The 22,137-nt window shown below is 57.3% G+C and carries 20 protein-coding genes; 16 read left to right on the plus strand and 4 right to left on the minus strand.

The genetic code is table 11. From position 1 onward, the window contains the following. Positions 1–29: 29 nt before the first annotated feature. The 9 genes from DXXMK7_RS09945 to ruvB all read left to right on the plus strand — a co-directional run bounded on the left by DXXMK7_RS09945 (position 30) and on the right by ruvB (position 10,013). Complete coding sequence (locus DXXMK7_RS09945; protein ID WP_038918941.1) at positions 30–1,748, plus strand: four-carbon acid sugar kinase family protein; 1,719 nt, start codon at positions 30–32, stop codon at positions 1,746–1,748. A gap of 193 nt (positions 1,749–1,941) precedes the next feature. After that, on the plus strand, positions 1,942–2,949 hold the full coding sequence (locus DXXMK7_RS09950) for a 2-keto-3-deoxygluconate permease (protein WP_038918942.1): 1,008 nt from the start codon (positions 1,942–1,944) through the stop codon (positions 2,947–2,949). Positions 2,950–2,959: 10 nt separating this feature from the next. After that, on the plus strand, positions 2,960–3,331 hold the full coding sequence (locus DXXMK7_RS09955) for a PTS glucitol/sorbitol transporter subunit IIA (protein ID WP_038918943.1): 372 nt from the start codon (positions 2,960–2,962) through the stop codon (positions 3,329–3,331). A 48-nt stretch (positions 3,332–3,379) separates the two neighbouring features. After that, entirely contained in the window at positions 3,380–3,838 is a 459-nt protein-coding gene (locus DXXMK7_RS09960; protein ID WP_038918944.1) for an RpiB/LacA/LacB family sugar-phosphate isomerase, read from the plus strand. A 32-nt stretch (positions 3,839–3,870) separates the two neighbouring features. After that, on the plus strand, positions 3,871–4,815 hold the full coding sequence (gene tal / locus DXXMK7_RS09965; protein ID WP_038918945.1) for a transaldolase: 945 nt from the start codon (positions 3,871–3,873) through the stop codon (positions 4,813–4,815). A gap of 18 nt (positions 4,816–4,833) precedes the next feature. Then, positions 4,834–6,939 carry a transketolase gene (gene tkt, locus DXXMK7_RS09970; RefSeq protein WP_038918946.1) on the plus strand — a complete coding sequence of 702 codons (2,106 nt, stop codon included), beginning with the start codon at positions 4,834–4,836 and terminating at the stop codon, positions 6,937–6,939. A gap of 205 nt (positions 6,940–7,144) precedes the next feature. Then, positions 7,145–8,176, plus strand: a complete 1,032-nt coding sequence (locus DXXMK7_RS09975) for a HoxN/HupN/NixA family nickel/cobalt transporter (RefSeq protein ID WP_038918947.1) — start codon at positions 7,145–7,147, stop codon at positions 8,174–8,176. Positions 8,177–8,383: 207 nt separating this feature from the next. Then, a complete protein-coding gene (ruvA, locus tag DXXMK7_RS09980) occupies positions 8,384–9,001 on the plus strand; it encodes a Holliday junction branch migration protein RuvA (RefSeq protein WP_038918948.1) in 618 nt (205 codons plus the stop codon). A gap of 7 nt (positions 9,002–9,008) precedes the next feature. After that, positions 9,009–10,013, plus strand: a complete 1,005-nt coding sequence (gene ruvB / locus DXXMK7_RS09985; RefSeq protein ID WP_038918949.1) for a Holliday junction branch migration DNA helicase RuvB — start codon at positions 9,009–9,011, stop codon at positions 10,011–10,013. Between the two features lie 161 nt (positions 10,014–10,174). Here the strand turns inward: ruvB and znuB are convergent, their stop codons facing one another. Beyond that, complete coding sequence (gene znuB / locus DXXMK7_RS09990; protein ID WP_038918950.1) at positions 10,175–10,960, minus strand: zinc ABC transporter permease subunit ZnuB; 786 nt, start codon at positions 10,958–10,960, stop codon at positions 10,175–10,177. Next, entirely contained in the window at positions 10,957–11,715 is a 759-nt protein-coding gene (znuC, locus tag DXXMK7_RS09995) for a zinc ABC transporter ATP-binding protein ZnuC (RefSeq protein WP_038918951.1), read from the minus strand. The genes znuB and znuC overlap by 4 nt, the downstream gene beginning before the upstream one ends. 75 nt (positions 11,716–11,790) lie before the next feature. On the opposite strand from znuC, the gene znuA reads away from it, so the two are divergent. From znuA to DXXMK7_RS10020, 5 genes are all read left to right on the plus strand, one after another. Next, positions 11,791–12,813: a zinc ABC transporter substrate-binding protein ZnuA gene (znuA, locus tag DXXMK7_RS10000; RefSeq protein WP_038918953.1), complete on the plus strand. Its 1,023-nt coding sequence runs from the start codon at positions 11,791–11,793 to the stop codon at positions 12,811–12,813. A gap of 15 nt (positions 12,814–12,828) precedes the next feature. Further along, a complete protein-coding gene (gene mepM / locus DXXMK7_RS10005; RefSeq protein WP_038918954.1) occupies positions 12,829–14,247 on the plus strand; it encodes a murein DD-endopeptidase MepM in 1,419 nt (472 codons plus the stop codon). A gap of 148 nt (positions 14,248–14,395) precedes the next feature. Next, on the plus strand, positions 14,396–15,382 hold the full coding sequence (lpxM, locus tag DXXMK7_RS10010) for a lauroyl-Kdo(2)-lipid IV(A) myristoyltransferase (protein WP_038918955.1): 987 nt from the start codon (positions 14,396–14,398) through the stop codon (positions 15,380–15,382). A gap of 440 nt (positions 15,383–15,822) precedes the next feature. Next, the gene (locus DXXMK7_RS10015; protein WP_038918956.1) at positions 15,823–16,254 is read left to right on the plus strand and encodes a hypothetical protein; all 432 of its coding nucleotides are present in this window, start codon (positions 15,823–15,825) and stop codon (positions 16,252–16,254) included. Positions 16,255–16,413: 159 nt separating this feature from the next. Beyond that, positions 16,414–16,818, plus strand: coding sequence for a hypothetical protein (locus DXXMK7_RS10020; protein ID WP_038918957.1), 405 nt, complete (start codon positions 16,414–16,416; stop codon positions 16,816–16,818). A gap of 142 nt (positions 16,819–16,960) precedes the next feature. Here DXXMK7_RS10020 and pyk read toward each other — a convergent pair whose 3' ends face one another. After that, complete coding sequence (pyk, locus tag DXXMK7_RS10025) at positions 16,961–18,403, minus strand: pyruvate kinase (protein ID WP_038918958.1); 1,443 nt, start codon at positions 18,401–18,403, stop codon at positions 16,961–16,963. Positions 18,404–18,583: 180 nt separating this feature from the next. After that, positions 18,584–19,453 (minus strand): MurR/RpiR family transcriptional regulator, encoded by an 870-nt coding sequence (locus DXXMK7_RS10030; RefSeq protein WP_013317811.1) that lies wholly within the window; start codon positions 19,451–19,453, stop codon positions 18,584–18,586. A 365-nt stretch (positions 19,454–19,818) separates the two neighbouring features. On the opposite strand from DXXMK7_RS10030, the gene zwf reads away from it, so the two are divergent. Together zwf and DXXMK7_RS10040 are read left to right on the plus strand one after the other, a co-directional pair. Further along, positions 19,819–21,294 (plus strand): glucose-6-phosphate dehydrogenase, encoded by a 1,476-nt coding sequence (gene zwf, locus DXXMK7_RS10035; protein ID WP_038918959.1) that lies wholly within the window; start codon positions 19,819–19,821, stop codon positions 21,292–21,294. Between the two features lie 153 nt (positions 21,295–21,447). Next, complete coding sequence (locus tag DXXMK7_RS10040) at positions 21,448–22,089, plus strand: bifunctional 4-hydroxy-2-oxoglutarate aldolase/2-dehydro-3-deoxy-phosphogluconate aldolase (protein WP_012884856.1); 642 nt, start codon at positions 21,448–21,450, stop codon at positions 22,087–22,089. Positions 22,090–22,137: the final 48 nt, after the last annotated feature.

A 22,137-nucleotide genomic window follows, 5' to 3' on the forward strand; every position in this document is an offset into this window, starting at 1 on the left:
ACGTGTCTTTCCGGAGAAAGGAGAACCGCATGAAACGTTATCTGGAAATTACCCGCGGCAGCAAAGGCTGGGGCGGGCCGCTGACCATCGAAGTGGCGGCGGGGAAAAAAATTGCTTATATCACCGGGGGGATCCGGCCCGCGGTGGTGGATCGACTGATGGAGCTGACCGGCTGGGAAGGCGTGGATGTGTTCAAACATGGCGAGCCGGCGGAGCAGGACATCGGGTTGGTGGTGATCGATTGCGGCGGCACGTTGCGCTGCGGCCTGTACCCCAAGCGCGGCATTCCCACCGTTAACCTGCACCCGACCGGCAAAACCGGGCCGCTGGCGGCGTTTATTCGTGAAGATATTTACGTGTCCGGCGTGACGCCGGCCGGGGTTCAGTTGCGCAGTGAAGGCGGGCAGGGCGACCGGCTGGGCATTGTGGCGGATGACCTGACCGGCGCGACCACCGTCGGGGTGCTGCTGGCGCGCAGCGGGATCCGAACTGCGGCGTTTTTTGACACCGACTCCTTTGACGCCTGCGATTCGGAGTGGCAGGCGATGGTGATCAGCAGCAATAGCCGACCGCTGCCGAAAGCGGAAGCGCAACAGCTGGTGCGCCAGGCCACGCTGTCATTGCAGGCGCGGGGCGCGCGCTACTTCACCAAGCGCGTCGATACCACGCTGCGCGGCGGCATTGGGTATGAAATCGATGCCATGCTGGAGGTGCTGCCGCAGGAAACCGTGGCGGTCGTCGTGCCGGCGATGCCGCAGTCGCGCCGGATTCTGGTGGGGGGCTACTCGGTCATCGATTCGGTGGCGCTGTCGTGCACCGATGTGGCTAAAGACGTCCGCACGCCGGTGACGGAAACCTTTGTGCCGGAGTTGCTGGCCGCGCAGACGCACCATCACGTCGGTCATATCGCTTTGTCGTGCGTGCTCAAGGGGTACGATGCGGTCAGCCAGGCGCTGAGCCGGCTGCAACAGGACGGCGCGCGTATCATGGTGGTGGACGCTATCTCGCTGGCGGATGTTGAAACCATCGCCCAGGCGGTGACGCTGCTGAACTGGAACGTACTGGCGGTGGATCCGGGGCCGTTTACCGAACGGCTGGCCTGGGCGCGGGAGATGATCCGCGATGAACCGCGTCCGGAACCGATCGCAGTACCGGTGAGCCAACAGCAAGGGTCGATCGTGGTAGTGGCGGGCAGCGCCACGCCGGTGACCAAACGACAGCTGACCCGACTGATCGAACAGGATTCGCGCGTGTGCCATATCCCGGTGGATGCGGAACTGCTGATTGACCGGGAGCATTCCGCCGCGATTGAAGTGCAGCGGGTGGTGCGTCAGGCGCAGGAGTGCGTGCGTACGCATCATAACGCCATTTTCGTGTTCGAATCGGCGCTGACCGGTCGGCTGCTGGATTTGGCGCAGGAGGAGCAGCGTTTTGGGCTGGCGCACGGACAAGCGGCCGACAACATCAATCGCGGGCTGGGGGATATCGTCCAGGCGGTGCTGGATGCGGGCGGCGGCGACATCCGCGGGTTGTACATGACCGGAGGCGACACCATGGTGAACGTGCTCAGGCGGCTTGGCGCCAGCGGCATCGAAATGGTGGATTACGTGATACCGCAAACCGATCTGGTCAGGATTATCGGCGGCGATTACAACGGGCTGGTGTGTGTGGGCAAGGGCGGCTTGACCGGTTCGGATGAGGTGATTCATACCATCGTCGAACATATTTATCGCGAAGCGACGCAGTAATATAACCGGAAAGTAACATAACCGGAAAATAACATAACCGGAAAATAACGTATCCGCAGATGGGTTATTTCGTACTGATTCTGCGTGCGGTGTTCTTCACTTATTTTTGCTATTGGTATTATTCAGGATATGGGCCGAATCTATTCAATAATAATAGGCCTGAAGTGACTCTACCCTACAAAAGAGAAACGCCATGAAAAATATAAATCTGTTTGACAAGATGAATAAGTTCCCCGGTGGGTTGATTATTATTCCATTGATTCTCGCAATATTAATTAATACCTTTTTCCCGTCGGTGCTAAAAATTGGCGGCCCGACCACCGCTTTATTTAAAGCCGGTTCGAGCGCGATGATGGGGATATTCCTGTTAATTTGCGGCGCGTCGATCAATATTCGCCAGGCCGGGTTGCCGTTATATAAGGGCGCGGTGCTGCTGATGCTGAAATTTGCCGCCGGCGCGCTGGCGGTGTGGATCATGGGGGCGCTGTTCGGGCCGGCGGGCTTTTTCGGCATCTCCACGCTGGCGCTGGTGGCCTGTATTACCAGTTCGAACAGCTCATTGTATATCGCGTTGTGCAGCAACTATGGCGACGCCAGCGACGCCGGGGCTATTTCCGTGTTCTGCATCAAGGACGGGCCGTTCGTTACCATGGTGGTGCTGGGAGTCAGCGGTTTGGCCAATATTCCGTTTGAGGCGCTGTTGTCGATGCTGGTGCCGCTGCTGGTCGGGATGATGTGGGGCAATATTGACGAAAAATTCAAGCAGTTATGTGCTGCTTCCCAGCCGCTGATCATTATCATCATGTCGTTTGCGATCGGTGCCAACTCCAGCATGAGTACGGTGTTCAGCGCCGGGCTGTCCGGCATCCTGCTGGGCGGTATTTCCGCCTTGACCGCGATTGTCTTCTACTTCCTGTACAACCTGTTTCTGAAGAAGAAAACCGCGCTTGGCGCGGCGCTCGGCACCACGGCGGCCAGCTCGGCATTGACGCCGGCGATGGTGGCCCAGGCGGATCCGACGCTGCAGGCGTTTGTCGATGCCGCCACCGCCCAGTTGGCGACCGCCAGCATCATCACCATGCTTACCGCGCCGGTGCTGGTGGCCTGGTTTGACAAGCGCTTGCGCAAAAACGATGCCGATGCGACGGCGCCGCAACCGACGGCACCATCGTTCAGCTCGCCCGCGGATAAGGCGAAGTGAGGGCGCGGGGATGAGACATGTGGCGTGGCAAGCGACGATCCGCGCTATCGGCCATGAGGCGGAGGCGATGCGGCAGGAAAATCGCCTGATCCTGTTCAGCGATCGCGTGCCGCCGGAGTTGGGCGCGTATTGCCTGCTGCATCAGGATGGTGAATGGCATCGGCCGCTGGCGGTGAATCAGCAACTGGAATTAGACGGCAAGAGTTATGTGATTACCGCCGTCGGCGATATCGCCAACCATAATTTACGCGAATTAGGACATATCACGCTGTTATTTGATGGCGGTGCTGAGGCGGAATTACCCGGGACGGTACATGTCAGGGGGAATATACCGGATAAATTACCGGGTTTAGGAAATATCACGATTTTTGAACTGAGTTAAAAATCGTTCGAATTAAATTTTCATTAATCTGAAGTAAGGATGTTAATCATGAAACCAATCGCCATTGGTGCGGATGACGCTGCGTATGAATTACGCAGTATTATTACCCGTTATCTCGATTCGTTAAATATTCCCTGGGTGGATTTCAGCAGCGATAACAATGTGGATAACCGTTATTACCCGGACGTGGCGCACGCCGTCGCCATGTCGATTAAAGCAGGCCAGCAGGATCGCGGCATTTTGATGTGCGGCACCGGCATCGGGATGAGCATTGTGGCGAATAAGGTGCCCGGTATTCGCGCCGCCCAGTGTCACGATACGTTTTCGGCGGAGCGGGCGCGTAAAAGCAATAACGCGCAGATCGTCACGCTGGGCGCGCGGGTGATCGGCGCCGAACTGGGCAAGCAGATTATTCATGCCTGGCTGAACGCCGAGTATGAAGGCGGCGGTTCGGCGCCGAAGGTAGAGCGTATTGATTACTATCAAAATCAACACATTGCCGAATAACCCGTCGGAAGACCTAACGCAGGGGAATAACCATGAACCAACTGGAAGCCTTAAAACAGTACACGGTAGTGGTGGCGGATACCGGCGATATCGACGCCATCCGGCAGTTCGCGCCGCAGGACGCTACCACCAATCCCTCTTTGATCCTGAAGGCGGCGCAATTGCCGCTGTATCAGAGCCTGATCCGCGATGCGGTCGGACAGGCGCAGCGGCAGGGCGGCAGTGAGGCCACCCGGTTGATCAACGCATGCGATCAGGTGGCGGTCAACATCGGCGCGGAAGTGCTGCGGCAGGTGCCGGGACGGATATCGACCGAGGTGGACGCCCGCTTGTCCTGGGATCGCGGCCTGTGCGTCGCCAGAGCGCGGCGGCTGATCGCGCTGTATCAGGAACAGGGCATCGACCGTTCGCGTATTCTGATCAAACTGGCGGCGACCTGGGAAGGGATCCGCGCGGCCGAGGAGCTGGAGCAGGAGGGGATCCAATGCAACCTGACGCTGCTGTTCTCCTTTGCGCAGGCGCGTGCCTGCGCGGAAGCGGGCGTCTACCTGATCTCGCCGTTTGTCGGGCGCATCTATGACTGGTATCAGGCGCATCAGCCGCAGACGGAACCCGGCGACGATCCGGGGGTGGCCTCGGTGCGGCGTATTTACCAGTACTACAAAACGCACGGCTACGACACCGTGGTGATGGGGGCCAGTTTCCGCAAAAAATCGCAGGTGACGGCGCTGGCCGGCTGTGACCGGCTGACCATCTCCCCGGCATTGCTCAACGAGCTGAAGGCGTGCGATGAGCCGCTACCGCGCCAACTACCCGCCGAGACGGTAAGCGAAACGCGTCCCAGCCTGATGACGCAGGCGGAATTCCTGTGGCAGCACCACAACGACCCGATGGCGGTGGAAAAACTGGCGGAAGGCATCCGGCTGTTCGCTGCCGATCAGGTCCGGCTGGAAAATATGCTGCACAGCCTGATGTAACGTGGCGGGAGACTAACGATGAAGCACTCTGATTACACCGCGCGGCCATTGGCCAATGCTGTCCGCGCGCTGAGTATGGACGCGGTACAACGAGCCAATTCCGGCCACCCGGGCGCGCCGATGGGCATGGCGGATATGGCCACCGTGCTGTGGCGCGAGTTTCTGCAACATAACCCCGCCAACCCCGATTGGGCTAATCGCGACCGGTTTGTGCTCTCCAACGGCCATGCCTCGATGCTGCTTTACAGCCTGCTGCATCTGACCGGCTATGCGCTACCGCTGGAGGAGCTGAAAAATTTCCGGCAGTTGCACAGCAAAACACCGGGACACCCGGAGGTGGACGTCACGCCCGGCGTGGAAACCACCACCGGGCCGTTGGGGCAGGGCATCGCCAACGCCGTAGGGATGGCGCTGGCCGAGCGTACTCTGGCGGCGCAGTTCAACCGGCCGGGGCATACTATCGTTGACCATTACACCTATGTGTTCCTGGGCGACGGCTGCATGATGGAGGGCATTTCCCACGAGGTTTGCTCGCTGGCGGGGACGCTGAAGTTAGGCAAGCTGGTGGCGTTTTACGACGACAACGGCATCTCCATCGATGGGCACGTCGAGGGGTGGTTTACCGATGACACCGCCGCCCGGTTTGAGGCTTACGGTTGGCATGTGGTGCGCGGCATTGACGGGCACGATGAGCAGGCGATCCGCGCGGCGATCAATGCAGCGCGCGCGGTCGGCGATAAGCCGTCGCTGCTGATGTGTAAAACCGTGATTGGCTTCGGTTCGCCCGCCAAGGCCGGCAGCCATGAGTCGCACGGCGCCCCGCTGGGGGAGGCGGAGGTGGCGGCGGCCCGCGAAGCGCTGGGTTGGCCATACCCGCCGTTCGTGATTCCGCCGGAAATCCGCGCGCAATGGGATGCGCGTGAGGTCGGTCAGGCGCGAGAAAGCGCCTGGGCGGCGCGGTTGGCGGACTATGCGCGCGCGTTTCCCGAGCTGGCGGCGGCGTTCACCCGCCGCATGCGCGGCGAGTTGCCGTCAACGTTCGCGGATGCGGCGCAGGCGTTCATCGCCGGGTTGCAGGCTAACCCGGCGGAGATCGCCAGCCGTAAGGCGTCGCAGCTCGCCCTGAATGCCTTTGGCCCGTTGCTGCCGGAGCTGTTGGGCGGCTCCGCCGATCTGGCGCCGAGCAACCTGACCCTGTGGTCCGGCTCCCGGCCGTTGAATGAGGATCCGGCGGGCAACTACGTGCACTACGGTGTGCGGGAGTTCGGCATGACCGCCCTCGCCAACGGGATGGCGTTGCACGGCGGCTTCCTGCCGTATACCGCCACCTTCCTGATGTTCGTCGAATATGCCCGTAACGCGGTGCGTATGGCGGCGCTGATGAAGCAGCGCCAGGTGCTGGTCTACACCCACGACTCTATCGGGCTGGGGGAGGATGGCCCGACTCACCAGCCGGTGGAACAGCTGGCGATGCTGCGGGTGACGCCGAATCTCAGCGTCTGGCGCCCGTGCGATCAGGTGGAAACCGCGGTGGCCTGGCAACAGGCGGTACAGCGGCATGACGGCCCGACGGCGCTGATCCTGTCGCGTCAGAATCTGGCGCAGCAGCCGCGCAACGACGCACAGCTGGCGGCGATCGCACGGGGCGGCTATGTACTTAAGGACAGTGTACTTAAAGACAGTGTACTTAAAGACAGTGTACTTAAAGACAGTGTACTTAAAGACAGTGTACTTAAAGACAGGGTACCGAAAGACAGTGCGCTGCCGCCAAGGCTGATTTTGATCGCCACCGGTTCTGAAGTTGCGCTGGCGGTGGCCGCGTGGGAAGTGCTGTCGGCGCGCGGGGTGGCGGTTCGCGTGGTATCGATGCCGTCTTGCGACGTGTTCGACCAGCAGGATGCCGGTTACCGCGAAGCGGTACTACCGGCGGCCGTGAGCGTGAGCGTGCGCGTAGCGGTCGAGGCGAGCGTTGCCGATTACTGGTACAAGTACGTCGGGCTGCACGGCGCGGTGGTGGGGATGAGCGACTTCGGCGAATCGGCCCCGGCCGGGCAACTGTTTGAGCGCTATGGCTTCACCGTCGATAACCTGTTGCGGCAGGCGGAAGCGTTGCTGACGCGCTAGCGTCCCCCCTGTTGGCGTATACCGGGCTTCCGTCATGCGGCGGGCGCCCGGTTTTTGTATCACATGTTCAGGTTCAGATGTGCAGCCTGAAAATTCCGCCCGCCTTTGATCTGCGACAACATGGCGATGTATGAAAAATTAATAGACTTTCATACTCGTATTTCCCCCGACGACGTTTGCCGCCGGATCGATTGGAAGGGCTTTCATGTTGTCTTCGCTACTGCGGGAAAACCCGCGTGCTGTGGTTATCTTAGGAACTCTGGTCGTTGTCAATATTGCGGTATGGCTGCTGGCTGTGGCGATGTTTCACGATGACGCCGCGCTGATGGCGACCTGCCTGCTGGCCTGGTGTTTCGGGTTGCGTCATGCGGTGGATGCGGACCATATCGCCGCCATCGACAATGTGACCCGCAAAATGATGCAGGAGGAGAAGCGCCCGCTGGGCGTCGGCACCTGGTTTTCGCTCGGCCACTCCACCATCGTGGTGCTGGCGTCGCTGGCGCTGGCGGCGACCGCCGCGGCGTTTCAGGACGATATGACCTGGTTCCACGAGGTGGGCGGCGTTATCGGCACCTCGGTGTCCGCCGCTTTTCTGCTACTGATGGCGTTGGTGAATCTGGTGATTTTGCGCAGCGTCTGGCGGAATTTTCAGCGCTTCAAACAGGGGCACCGCCTGACGCCGGAGGTGATAGACGCGGTGCCGGCCTCCGGCGTGCTGGGCTGGCTGTTTCGCGCCACGTTCCGGCTGGTGCGCAAAAGCTGGCACATGTATCTGGTGGGGTTCCTGTTCGGGCTGGGGTTTGATACCGCGACGGAAATCGGCGTGCTGGGCATCTCGGCGGCGGGCGCCTCGCAGGGCATGTCGATCTGGTCGATCATGCTGTTTCCCGCCCTGTTTACCTGCGGCATGGCGCTGGTGGATACGCTCGATAACGTACTGATGGTGGGCGCCTACGGCTGGGCGTTCAGCAAGCCGCAGCGCAAGCTCTACTACAACATGACCATTACCGCTACGTCGGTGGTGGTGGCGGTGTTTATCGGCGGGCTGGAGGCGCTCGGCCTGCTGGCGGACAAGCTCGATCTGCATTCCGGCGCGTGGAGTCTGGTGGACGCTTTGAACGACCAACTGGGCAACGCCGGTTTTTACGTTATCGCGCTGTTTGTCGCCTGCTGGGTGATTTCTCTGTGTAACTACCGCTGGAAGAATTACGATGCGCTGAATAGCCCGATATCGTAACCGCATTTCCCGGCCGGTTTCTCCGGTTGGACGGGAAACGGTTAGCACGTCTTCTCCGGCGTTTCACGGTTTTCATACCGGCGTCGGAGATGCCTCGCCACCCTGTCTGATATCTGGATATGCATCCAGCTTTTCTGTATCCGCCTCTTTTTTTGTGTTATAAGCTATACGCCACGTTTACGTCAGCCAGATTAAGGAAAACATCACGTGATAGGTCGTTTGAGAGGCATCGTATTAGAAAAACAGCCGCCGCTGGTGCTGATTGAAGCCAACGGCGTCGGATATGAAGTTCATATGCCGATGACCTGCTTTTACGAGTTGCCGGATCTCGGCCAGGAAGCGGTGATTTTTACCCACTTTGTGGTACGTGAAGACGCACAACTATTGTTTGGCTTCAACAATAAGCAAGAACGTTCTCTGTTCCGCGAACTGATCAAAGTGAATGGCGTGGGGCCGAAACTGGCGCTGGCGATTTTGTCCGGCATGTCGGCGCAGCAGTTCGTCAGCGCGGTGGAGCGCCAGGAAATCAACGCGCTGGTGAAATTGCCGGGCGTGGGCAAGAAAACGGCGGAGCGTCTGGTGGTGGAAATGAAAGATCGCTTTAAAGGGTTGAACGGCGATCTGTTCAACGCCGCCAGCGATATCGCCTTGCCGGCCGCGGCGGGCAACACAGAGCCGGAAGCCGATCCGCAGGCGGAGGCCGAAGCGGCGTTGGTCGCCCTCGGTTATAAACCGCAGGAGGCCGGCCGGATGGTGAGCAAAGTGGCGCGGCCGGGCGCCGACTGCGAAACCCTGATCAGGGAAGCGCTGCGCGCTGCGCTGTGAGGTATGTATGATTGAAGCCGATCGTCTGATTTCACCCGGCGTGGTTGCCGACGAAGAACTGCAGGATCGCGCGATCCGGCCGAAACTGCTGTCAGAGTACGTCGGGCAGCCGGTGGTCCGCGAGCAGATGGAGATTTTTATCGAGGCGGCCCGCAAGCGCGGCGATGCGCTCGATCATCTGCTGATTTTTGGTCCGCCGGGGTTGGGCAAAACCACGCTGGCTAATATCGTTGCCAACGAAATGGGCGTGAATTTGCGCACGACCTCCGGTCCGGTGCTGGAGAAAGCGGGCGATCTGGCGGCGTTGCTCACCAACCTTGAACCGCACGACGTGTTGTTCATCGACGAAATTCATCGTCTTTCGCCGGTGGTGGAAGAAGTGCTCTACCCGGCGATGGAAGATTACCAACTGGATATCATGATCGGCGAAGGGCCGGCGGCGCGTTCCATCAAGCTGGACTTGCCGCCGTTTACCCTGATCGGGGCGACAACGCGCGCCGGCTCGCTGACCTCGCCGCTGCGCGACCGTTTCGGCATCGTGCAGCGGCTCGAATTCTACCAGGTCGCTGATTTACAACATATTGTGCGGCGCAGCGCCCAGTGTCTGGGGCTGGATATGACCGAGGAAGGCGCGCTGGAAGTGGCCCGCCGTTCGCGCGGTACACCGCGCATCGCCAACCGGCTGTTACGCCGGGTACGAGATTTCTCTGAAGTGAAATCGGACGGGGTCATTTCGGCCGAGGTGGCAATTCAGGCACTGGATATGCTGGCGGTTGACTCCGAAGGGTTCGATTACATGGACCGCAAGTTACTGCTGGCGGTGATCGACAAGTTTATGGGCGGCCCGGTGGGGCTGGACAACCTGGCGGCGGCGATCGGCGAAGAACGTGAAACCATTGAAGATGTGCTGGAACCCTATCTGATTCAGCAGGGATTTCTGCAACGCACCCCGCGAGGCCGCATCGCTACACAGCACGCCTATCGCCATTTCGGCCTGACCCGCGAAGAGTAAGAAAAAAAGAAGAGTAGGAAAAAGTAGCAAGAAGTAAGAATAAGTAGCAGGCCGCCTTTCATTGTTATCGCCAGCCAGTCGGCTGGCGATAAGTCCGACAACGTTAAAACACATCGACAGACTGACTTGCCTCTTCACTATAAAGGGCAGTACGGGCGGCGTCAGGCGGCCTGTTTTTTCAGCAGGCTAAACATAAACAGCAGCGAAGCGCATAGCACCACGGAAGGACCGGCAGGCGTATTGGCGCCGGCCGAGAAAGCCAGTCCGCCGGTGACGGCCAGAATGCCGACGCCCATCGCGCAAACGGCCATTTGCTCCGGCGTGCGGGCAAATCGGCGTGCGGTAGCGGCTGGAATAATCAGCAGCGAGGTGATGATCAGCGCGCCGACAAACTTCATCGCCAGACCGATGGTCAGGGCGGTGACTAGCATTAACACCAGCTTGGTACGGGCGATGGCAACGCCGTCGACGTGCGCCAGTTCCGGGCTGACGGTCATGGAGAGTAGGGCGCGCCATTGCCACCCCAGCACGCCGAGCACCAGCAACACGCCGGGGCCGATCAGCCATAAGTCTTCGCTGGTGACCGCAAGCAGGTCGCCAAACAGGTAAGCCATCAAATCGACACGGACATTGTTCATCAGGCTGACCACCACCAGACCCAACGACAGCGCGCTGTGCGCCATGATGCCGAGCAGGGTATCGATCGCCAGTCCGGGACGGCGTTCCAGCCAGACCAGCCCCACGGCCAGCAGCAGAGTGATCGCAATCACCGCATAGAACAGGTTGATGTCCAGCAACAAACCCAGCGCAACGCCAAGCAATGAGGCATGGGCGAGGGTATCGCCAAAATAGGACATGCGGCGCCACACCACGAAGGAACCGAGCGGCCCTGCCGCCACCGCCAGACACACCCCTGCCAGCCAGCCGGGCAACAACAACTCAATCATGCGTGATTACCATCCTGTCGCTTTAAAATGATTTTTCCGTTCAGATCGTGACGGTGATTGTGATGGTGGCGGTAAATCGCCAGTTGTCCGGCGCCGCGGTGACCGAACATAGCCAGAAATTCCGGGTGCAGCGACACCACCTCGGGGGTACCGGAACAGCAAATATGCTGATTGAGACACAGAACCTCATCGGTTTTTGCCATCACCAGATGCAGGTCGTGGGAAACCATCAGCACACCGCATTGATATTCCTGTCGTAGCTGGTTGATCAACTCGTACAGCGCCAACTGACCGTTGACGTCCACCCCCTGGGTGGGCTCATCCAGCACCAGCAACTGTGGGCGGGCGAGAATAGCACGCGCCAGCAGAACGCGCTGGGTTTCGCCGCCGGAGAGCTTTTGCATTGGCTGTTCAAGCAGATGACCCGCCTGCACGCGCTTCAAGGCCGGCATGATGTCCTGCTTATTGACTCCGGGGCGCAACAGCATAAAGCGTTTGACGGTCAGGGGCAAAGTTGGGTCCAGATGCAGCTTTTGCGGTACGTAGCCGATGCGGAGATTCGCCGCCCGGGTCAGCGTACCGCGGGTTGGAGCTTGTAATCCCAGCACCACCCGGACCAGCGTGGATTTCCCCGCGCCATTAGGCCCGAGCAGCGTCAGAATACGACCAGCCTGCAATGTGAGAGAAATATCATTGAGTACAGGTTTGTTGCCAAACTGCACGCCAATATTTTCCAGTGAAACCAGCGTTGACATAGAATTCTGTTTGCAGAGGGTGTGTGACGTTATAATATAACGCGTTTTTATTGATAAATCGACGGATGATTGGGTATGTTGCGAGTTACTCACTATAAATGGCTAAACACCGTACTTGCGGCCGGTACATTACTGGCTTCCTTGTCTGCCACGCCGGTTGCCTCTGCCGCCGTGGTTACCTCGATTCGCCCGCTGGCGTTTATTGCTGCGGCGATCGCTGATGGTGTTACGCCCACGGAAGTGCTGTTGCCGGATGGCGCATCGCCGCATGATTATGCACTACGCCCGTCCGATGTACAGCGTCTTAAATCGGCAGAACTGGTGATTTGGGTGGGGCCGGAAATGGAAGCGTTTCTGCCCAAGGCGTTGCAACCGCTGCCGGCGGAGCGCCAAATCGCATTGGGGCTGCAGCCGGCCGTTAAATCGCTATTGTTACAGGAGTCACATCCTGAGCATGCAGCGGCGGAAAACGGTGCGCATCATGACTCCGATCATGACAGCCATGCCGACAACCGGCATGATCACGGCAATGAGCCTGAAAATCATCAGGATAGCGATGATGACGGGCATCATCACGGTGAGTTCAATATGCATATCTGGCTGTCGCCGGAGATGGCGCAGGCATCTGCCGTCGCAATTCATGCAAAATTGTTGGAACTCATGCCGCAGAATAAAGACAAACTGGATGCAAATCTGCGTAAATTCACTGAGAAACTTGCGCAGACAGATAAAAATGTTGTTAATATGCTGACGCCTGTGCGTAGCAAGGGTTACTTCGTGTTTCACGATGCCTACGGCTACTTTGAACAGCATTATGGGTTGACCCCGCTGGGGCATTTCACCATCAACCCGGCTATTGCGCCCGGCGCACAGCGCTTAAACCAGATACGAACACAGTTGGTTGAGCATAAAGCGGTTTGCGTTTTTGCTGAACCACAATTCAGGCCAGCGGTCATACATGCTGTCGCCAAGGGAACTGACGTGCGCATCGGCGTGCTGGACCCGTTGGGAAGTGACATTGCACTGGATAAGGACAGCTATGCGCGGTTCCTGTTGCAACTGTCCGAACAGTATTTGAGCTGCCTGAAGGAAAAATAATGAGGATAGGAACAAGTGCAGCAGATAGTCCGAACTATCGCTCTGGCGTATAACAGCCTGCCCCGGCCTCACCGCGTGATGCTGGGGTCACTGACTGTCGTCACACTGGCCGCCGCGGTCTGGCGGCCGATGACATATCCCCCGGTCAATGACGCACCTGTTATCGTAAAAGACGCGGAAAGCGAAAGAAATCAAACCCAGACTCAGAGCCAGGCTCTGAATCCTCCCGCCAGTGAACCCCTGGACAGCAATCCGTTGCCGCCGGTAGCGACTTCGCAGATCGCAGGTTCGGCGCCGACGGCGGATGTTACCGAAGCCAACAGCGAACCGTTGGATCAGCCATCCACCACCAACGGCATTATCAAAGACGAACTCGACGATAAAGACGCCGACGACACCCATGAGTATGTGGTGTCTACCGGCGATACGCTGAGCAGTATTCTGACGCAATACGGTATTGATATGTCGGATATCGCTGCGCTGGCGGATCGTAATGCAGCGTTGCGGAATCTGAAGATCGGCCAGCAACTGACCTGGACGCTGGATAGCGACGGCGCGCTGCAAACCCTGACCTGGCAGGTATCTCGCCGTGAAACTCGTACTTACACCCGTAGCGGCGATGCGTTCCGTGAAGAAATCGAGAACGTGGAAGGGGACTGGCAGAACAAAGTGCTGGTCGGTCGTCTGGACGGCAGTTTCGCCAGTAGCGCGCAGGCTGCCGGGTTGACCAGCAGCGAAGTGCGGGAAGTGATTCGTGCGCTGCAATGGCAGCTGGATTTCCGCAAACTGCGTAAAGATGACAGTTTTGCCGTGCTGATTTCCCGTGAAATACTGGATGGCCGTAGCGAGCAGAGCGAGCTGCAGGGCGTACGGTTGCGTACCGGCGGGAAAAACTACTACGCGTTCCGCGCTGAAGACGGCAAATTTTATGACCGCGAAGCTTCCGGCCTGACCCGCGGCTTCCTGCGTTTTCCAACCATGAAGCAATTCAAGGTATCCTCCAACTTCAACCCGCGCCGTCTTAATCCGGTAACCGGTCGTATCGCGCCGCACCGTGGCGTTGATTTTTCCATGCCGGTGGGGACGCCGGTACTGGCCGTCGGTGATGGCGAGGTCGTGGTGGCTGAACGGGACAGTGAAGCCGGCAACTTTGTGGCTGTGCGCCACGGGCGGCAATACACCACCCGTTACATGCACATGAACCGTTTGCTGGTTAAACCGGGGCAGAAGATCAAACGTGGCGATCGTATTGGTCTGTCCGGCAATACCGGGCGCTCCACCGGCCCGCACCTGCATTATGAACTGTGGGTTAACCAGCAAGCCGTCAATCCGCTCACGGCGAAACTGCCGCGCTCTGAAGGGCTGATGGGCAAAGAGCGTCGCGATTATCTGGCGCACGTGCGCGAAGTATTACCTCAACTGCAACTGGACTAATAGCCGTTGCGGATAAGTGACAGCCGGCAGTTTGCGCTGCCGGCTGTTTTTTTATGTCGCACGGGCAATATCAGACCAGTGCGTGTTCAATTGCAAAACGTCGGGCAGCGATTATCATTAACCCGATTTTGTGATGAAGAGTGGTTGCATGGAACAAGAGAAAAAAGAGAAGAAAACCAACGCCGAGTTTATCCCGCAGTTTACGTCTGCCTTCTTTCATCCGCGCTACTGGGCGCTCTGGCTGGTTGTGGGGGTGACAGCGTTGCTCGTCTGCATTCCAGCCCGCTTGCGTGACCCGGTACTGGGCGCGTTAGGGCGACTGGTAGGGCGGTTTTCCACAGGCGCGAGACGGCGTGCCCGCATTAATTTGCTGTTGTGTATGCCGCAACTGTCGGAAGCCGAACGCGAGCATATCATCGATCAGATGTTTGCGACTGCGCCGCAGGCGATGCTGATGATGGTGGAACTGGCGATATTGCCAGCCAGCCGGGCTGAACGTCGTGTTCGCTGGCATGGCATGGAGATTGTCGATGCGTTGCGGGAGCAGCAGCGCAACATTATTTTCATGGTGCCCCACGGCTGGGCGGTGGATGTTCCCGCCATGCTGATGAGCCTGCGCGGCCAGAAAATGGCCGCCATGATGCACAATCAGAAAAACCCGTTGCAGGATTATCTTTGGAATACCCTGCGTCGCCGTTTTGGTGGCCGTCTGCATACCCGTAACGATGGCATTAAACCTTTTATCAGCTCAGTGCGTGAAGGCTATTGGGGCTACTATCTGCCGGATCAGGATCATGGCGCCGAGCACAGCGAGTTCGTCGATTTTTTTGCGACGTATAAAGCCACCTTGCCCGCTGTCGGCCGGCTGATGAAGGTATGCCGTGCTGAAATCGTGCCGCTGTTTCCGGTGTATGATGGCAAAACCTCTCAGCTAAATGTCTATATTCGCCCGCCGATGAGCGATATTAATGGCGCTGACGATCACACGATTGCCCGCCGCATGAATGAAGAGGTTGAGCATCTGGTCACGCCTAACCCGGAACAGTACACCTGGATTTTGAAGCTGTTGAAAACCCGTAAACCGGGGGAAACCGAGCCCTATTTGCGTAAGGATCTGTACCCGCGCAAAAAGTAGTAAACCGTAGGCGGTCACAACAGTACAACGACAAAGGCGGAGCTGGGGCTCCGCTTTTTTTATCTGTGTCCGCTGCGGTATAGACATAAGCGTTATTCATGGCCTGCCCAGCCTGTCGCAGAATTTATGTATTGAATAATCAATCCGTTATTTATTTAAACACGATGAATTCATTGTCGGAAATACATAATCTGTAACAGTTAAATCTTATTTCATTTTATCCGCACCGGAACTTATAAAAAACTTTAAAAATAGCGTTGTTTACCCCTGATCTTTTCTCGGAGTATTCCATATTCTTTTTGTTATTGTTTTTGATTTAATAACCCCCGAGGTCACTGCATACATGACTTCAACCGTTAGCCACTGTAAATATTGCGGGATAATTTATCCGCCTATTTAATCCAGGCTAATAAAAGAATCTCTGCTAAAGGATTTATATCATGAATCTGAAACCACTGTTTTTAGGCGTTTTACTGGCAACAACTTATGCAACTGCCAACGCAGCGACCACCACGGTGGGAAAAAGCGCAACTGACGCCACGGCAACCAGCACAGTACCGGCATCCGCCGAATCTGCGCTGGGCAAGGCGGTGGATAAAGCCAACACTGACGCTGCAACCAAGGCTGAACGTGACGTTTCAGCGGTGAAAGCGAATGTCGACGGAGATAACGTGGCGAAGACTGAAAAAGTCGCCGCTGAAACTCACGTGAAAGGTGAAGAGAAAGCAGCGAAGAAGGCGGTGAAAAAGCACCACGCCGACAGCGCCAACACCAAGGGAAAAACCAAAGCCAGCACCGGGGAAAAAACGGACGACACGAAAAGCAATAGTAGCGATACCCAGGAAAACCGTCCGCCAGTCAACGTACAATAAGATGAACATCGCGCGATAATAAAAGGAATAGTAGCATTCGCGCAGATGGCAATAATTGACCCGGTCAGGAAATAACAACATGAGTTATTGCAAAATAACCAAAGCGTTATTCCTGACCGGGAAATATGACTTATTCCTTTTGGAGAAAGGTTGAGTTTTATGAATAAATCACTTTTATGTCTTGCGTTACTGACTGCACACATTCCTTTTTCCCAGGCTGACAGCTGCCGAGCCAATCTGTCCGGTGGTCAGGACTGCAGTTATAACGATGGTTCGACATCCACCAGCCGCGCCAATTTATCGGGCGGATTCGATACCCGCTACAGCGATGGGCGCACCAGCACCAGCCGGGCCAACCTGTCTGGCGGTTATGACACCCACTTTAGTGACGGCACCCACAGCACCAGCCGCGCGAATCTGTCGGGCGGGCTGGATACCCGTTACAGCGATGGTAACGCCAGTTCCAGCCGTGCCAATCTCTCCGGCGGTTATGACGTTTATTATAGCGACGGCAAGTCCAGTTCCAGCAGGGCTAATCTGTCTGGTGGGCTGGATAGCCAATAGGCGGATGATTCGCGGCAGGTCGGGGATTCAGCCGCCGGAACACGATGTGTGATAACAAAAACAAAGCGGGGCGATAATTGCGCCCCGCTTTTTAGCTGAATAAACGTTCGTCGAACGTTGTGGTATCGCGATTGCTACGCGATTATTCCACCCGCAGTACACGCACCGTATTGGTGGTGCCGACCGTTCCCATCACGTCCCCCTGGGTCACGATAACCAGGTCGCCGGACATCAGGAAACCTTTGTCGCGCAGCAGAAGCACGGCGTCGTTAGCCGCAGCTACGCCGTCAGTGTAGCTGGTGAACTGCACCGGAGTGACGCCACGATAAAGCGCGGTCAGGTTCAGCGTATGCTCGTGACGAGACATGGCGAAAATCGGCAGGCCGGAACTGATACGGGACATCATCAGTGCGGTGCGGCCTGATTCGGTCATGGCGATAATCGCGGTAACGCCGTTGAGGTGGTTGGCCGCGTACATGGCGGACATGGCGATCGACTCTTCCACGTTGTCGAACTGCACATCAAGGCGGTGTTTGGATACGTTGATGCTGGGGATCTTTTCCGCACCCAGACACACTTTCGCCATGGCCGCGACGGTTTCCGCCGGGTATTGACCGGCAGCGGTTTCCGCCGAGAGCATCACCGCATCGGTACCGTCCAGCACGGCGTTGGCGACGTCCATCACTTCGGCGCGGGTCGGCATCGGGTTGGTGATCATCGACTCCATCATCTGCGTAGCGGTAATCACCGCACGGTTCAACTGACGAGCGCGGCGAATCAGTTTTTTCTGGATACCAACCAGTTCCGGGTCGCCGATTTCCACGCCCAGATCGCCACGAGCGACCATCACGATATCGGAGGCAAGAATGATGTCGTCCATAGCTTCGTCGGTTGACACCGCTTCTGCACGTTCCACTTTGGAGACGATTTTGGCGTTGCTGCCGGCTTCGCGCGCCAGACGGCGGGCATAATGCAGGTCTTCACCGGTACGTGGGAATGACACCGCCAGAAAATCCACGCCGATTTTGGCCGCGGTAATGATGTCGGCCTTGTCTTTTTCAGTCAGCGCTTCGGCGGACAGACCGCCACCCAGTTTGTTGATGCCTTTGTTGTTGGACAACGGGCCGCCGACGGTGACTTCGGTGAACACTTTCATGTCGTCCACGGCCAGAACTTTCAACTGCACACGGCCATCGTCCAGCAGCAGGATGTCGCCGGGAACCACATCGCTGGGCAGCCCTTTGTAGTCGATACCGACTCTTTCTTTATCGCCTTCGCCTTTGCCAAGGTTGGCGTCCAGCAGGAACTTGTCACCCACGTTGAGGAAAATTTTCCCTTCCTTGAAGGTGGATACACGGATTTTGGGGCCCTGGAGGTCGCCCAGAATAGCAACATGACGGCCAAGTTTAGCCGCAATTTCGCGAACTTTATTGGCGCGCAAAAGATGATCTTCCGGCGAGCCGTGAGAAAAGTTCAGGCGGACTACGTTTGCGCCTGCGGCAATGATCTTTTCCAGATTATTGTCGCGGTCTGTAGCCGGCCCCAGCGTGGTAACGATTTTGGTTCTTCTGAGCCGTCTGGACATGTATAACTCCGTTGACTGGTGAAGCTTGTTGTAATGTGGTAACGCCGTCAGGAGAGGACATAACATGGGTGCCGTCTCTGCCGCTCTGCACTGTCCGGATGCCGTGCCTGTAATTATGATTGAGTGACAGGATTTCTTCCCGTTGGGCATCACCCCTTGTCACCCGATGTTATAACATAATTAGTTAAACGGGTTGCTGAATCGTTCTTCCTTATCAAATCTCGATTCGCGTAACGCTTCCTTGACCCGCTTCAAGTTATCGCGGAATTTTGCGCCGCGCCGCAGGGTAAAACCGGTGGCTAACACATCAATCAGCGTTAGCTGGGCGATGCGCGATACCATCGGCATGTAAACATCGGTGTCTTCCGGCACCTCGACCCGCAACGTAAGCGAAGCTTCCCGCGAAAGAGGGGAGCCGTCCGACGTAATGGCGATAACGGTGGCGTCGTTTTCCCGCGCCAGCCGCGCCATATCCACCAGACTTTTGGTACGCCCGGTGTGCGAAATCAGCACCACCACGTCGCCTTCGCCGGAATTCATGCAGCTCATGCGCTGCATGACCAAATCATCAAAGTAAACCACCGGAATATTGAAGCGGAAAAATTTGTTCATCGCATCGTGGGCCACCGCCGCCGAGGCACCGAAGCCGAAGAAGGAAATCTTGCGCGCCTGGGTGAGCAAATCCACCGCCCGGTTGATAGCCTGAATGTCCAGGCAGGATTTCACATGTTCCAGCCCGGCCATGGTGGACTCGAAGATTTTGCTGGTGTAAGACTCCACCGAATCGTCTTCTTCCACGTTGCGGTTCACATAAGGCGTGCCGTTGGCCAGACTCTGCGCCAGATGCAGTTTAAAATCGGGAAAGCCTTTGGTATCCAGCCGGCGGCAGAAGCGGTTGACCGTGGGTTCGCTGACCTCGGCCATGCCGGCGAGGGTGGCGATACTGGAGTGGATGGCTGTCTGAGGCGACGCGAGAATGACCTCCGCCACTTTTCGTTCCGATTTGCTCAACAGCTCCAGATGACCCTGGATTTTTTCCAGCATATTCATATGACAACGACCATCTATGGTATTTTGGATTTCAGCCAAAGGTGAAACCGATGCGGATTTTGTGAAATATACTACGAGCCCGTAACGGTTGGCAGAGGTCGGCACAACAAGTCATCGGCTTTTTTTGTCAGAATATGACCTGTGTCTAACTTTCAGAACAGTAACTGGCTGTCAGAAACGATGGAAAATTTCTCTTTTAGGCAGATGCCAGACTCGTTTTCTCCATCGGCACAATAGGTTCTGAGGCCTTGCAGTATCAGAATCAGCCGATAATGTGGTTTTATTACGGGTTTACTGGTTTGTGTCAAAAAGAGTACATTATTAATGTAATAAAATTACAGCGTCCTGCAATGAGGAGATTGAAAATGGCGGTAACGTCAACAGCCCAGGCGTGTGACCTGGTTATTTTCGGTGCAAAGGGCGACCTTGCGCGCCGTAAATTGCTGCCTTCACTGTATCAACTGGAAAAAGCAGGCCATATTCATCCGGAAACCCGCATTATCGGCGTGGGACGGGCGGAGTGGGACCGAGACGCCTATATCAAAGTGGTGCGCGAAGCGCTGGAAACCTTTCTCAAGGAGCCGCTCGACCCGGCATTGTGGACAACCCTGAGCAACCGGCTCGACTTCTGCAACCTTGATGTGGAAGACACCGAAGGGTTCAAGCGATTGGGAACGATGCTCGATCAGCAAAATCGCACCACCATCAATTATTTCGCCATGCCGCCGAGCACCTTCGGCGCTATCTGCCGCGGTCTGGGGCAGGCCGGCCTGAACAAGGAGCCGGCGCGCGTGGTGATGGAAAAACCGCTGGGCACCGACCTGGCGTCGTCACGGGTGATCAACAATCAGGTGGCGGAGTTTTTCAACGAATGTCAGGTCTACCGCATCGACCACTATCTCGGCAAGGAAACCGTGCTGAATCTGCTGGCGCTGCGTTTCGCCAATTCCCTGTTTGCCAACAACTGGGATAACCGCACTATCGATCACGTGCAGATTACCGTGGCGGAAGAGGTGGGTATTGAAGGGCGCTGGGGATATTTCGATCAGGCCGGGCAAATGCGCGACATGATCCAGAATCACCTGTTGCAGATTCTGACCATGATCGCCATGTCGCCGCCGGCGGATCTGAGCACCGATCGCATTCGTGATGAAAAGGTCAAGGTGCTGCGTTCGCTGCGCCGTATCGATCGTTCCAATGTGCATGAAGTGACGGTACGCGGCCAGTACACCAGCGGGTTCGTGCAGGGCAAGAAAGTGCCGGGCTACCTGGAAGAAGACGGGGCCAATAAGACCAGCAATACCGAAACCTTTGTGGCCATTCGCGTCGATATCGACGACTGGCGCTGGTCCGGCGTGCCGTTTTATCTGCGTACCGGTAAGCGTCTGCCGTCAAAATGTTCGGAAGTGGTGGTCTACTTTAAAAACCCGGCGCTCAATTTGTTCCACGATTCCTATCAGCAGTTGCCGCAGAACAAGCTGATCATCCGTTTGCAGCCGGACGAAGGGGTGGAAATTCAGATTCTGAACAAGATTCCGGGGCTGGACCACAAACATCGGTTGCAGACCACCAAGCTTGACCTGAGCTTCTCGGAAACCTTTAACCAGCAGCATCTGGCGGACGCCTATGAGCGCCTGCTGCTGGAAACCATGCGCGGTATTCAGGCACTGTTCGTGCGCCGCGACGAAGTAGAAGAAGCCTGGAAATGGGTGGACTCCATTATGGATGCCTGGGCAATGGACAATGATTCGCCCAAGCCGTATCAGGCAGGGACCTGGGGGCCGGTCGCGTCCGTCGCCATGATTACCCGCGATGGACGTTCCTGGAACGAAGTGGAATAAGCGGTTTTGCCCCGTCGGAAGGCGGGGCGAAGCCGTTAGCGTTTTTTGGCTGACGGTGCGGTCGGACGTCCGTGGGTAACTGCGGATCCCTGTGGCAGGGGCGCGCCAGATCATTAATCGATGCCCGTAGGGCATGACTGGAGATTACCCTCGATGAAAAACTGGAAAACCAGTGCGGAACAGATTCTGACAGCCGGTCCGGTTGTTCCTGTGATTGTGATTAACAAACTGGAACACGCGGTGCCGATGGCGAAAGCCCTGGTAGCGGGTGGCGTGCGTGTACTGGAGCTGACGCTGCGTACCGATTGTGCGGTAGAGGCGATTCGCCTGATCGCGCAGGAAGTGCCGGACGCGATCGTCGGCGCCGGTACGGTCACCAACCCGCAACAGCTGGCGGAAGTGACCGCAGCCGGTGCGCAGTTTGCCATCAGCCCCGGCCTGACTGAGCCGCTGCTGAAAGCCGCAACGGAAGGCACAATTCCGTTGATCCCAGGGATCAGCACCGTATCCGAGCTGATGCTGGGGATGGATTACGGTTTGCGTGAGTTTAAATTCTTCCCGGCGGAAGCTAACGGCGGGGTGAAAGCGCTGCAGGCGATTGCCGGTCCGTTCGGTAAGATCCGTTTCTGCCCGACCGGCGGGATCTCGCTGAAGAATTACCGCGACTATCTGGCGCTGAAAAGCGTGCTGTGCGTTGGCGGCTCCTGGCTGGTGCCGGCCGATGCGCTGGAAAGCGGCGATTACGATCGCATCACGGCGTTGGCGCGTGAAGCCGTTGCCGGCGCGACAGCCTGACCGACGTTTTCCCTACTTAATGCTTGCAAGCCCGCGTCAGCGGGCTTT

Source organism: Dickeya sp. MK7, assembly GCF_000406305.1.
Lineage (GTDB): Bacteria > Pseudomonadota > Gammaproteobacteria > Enterobacterales > Enterobacteriaceae > Dickeya > Dickeya fangzhongdai.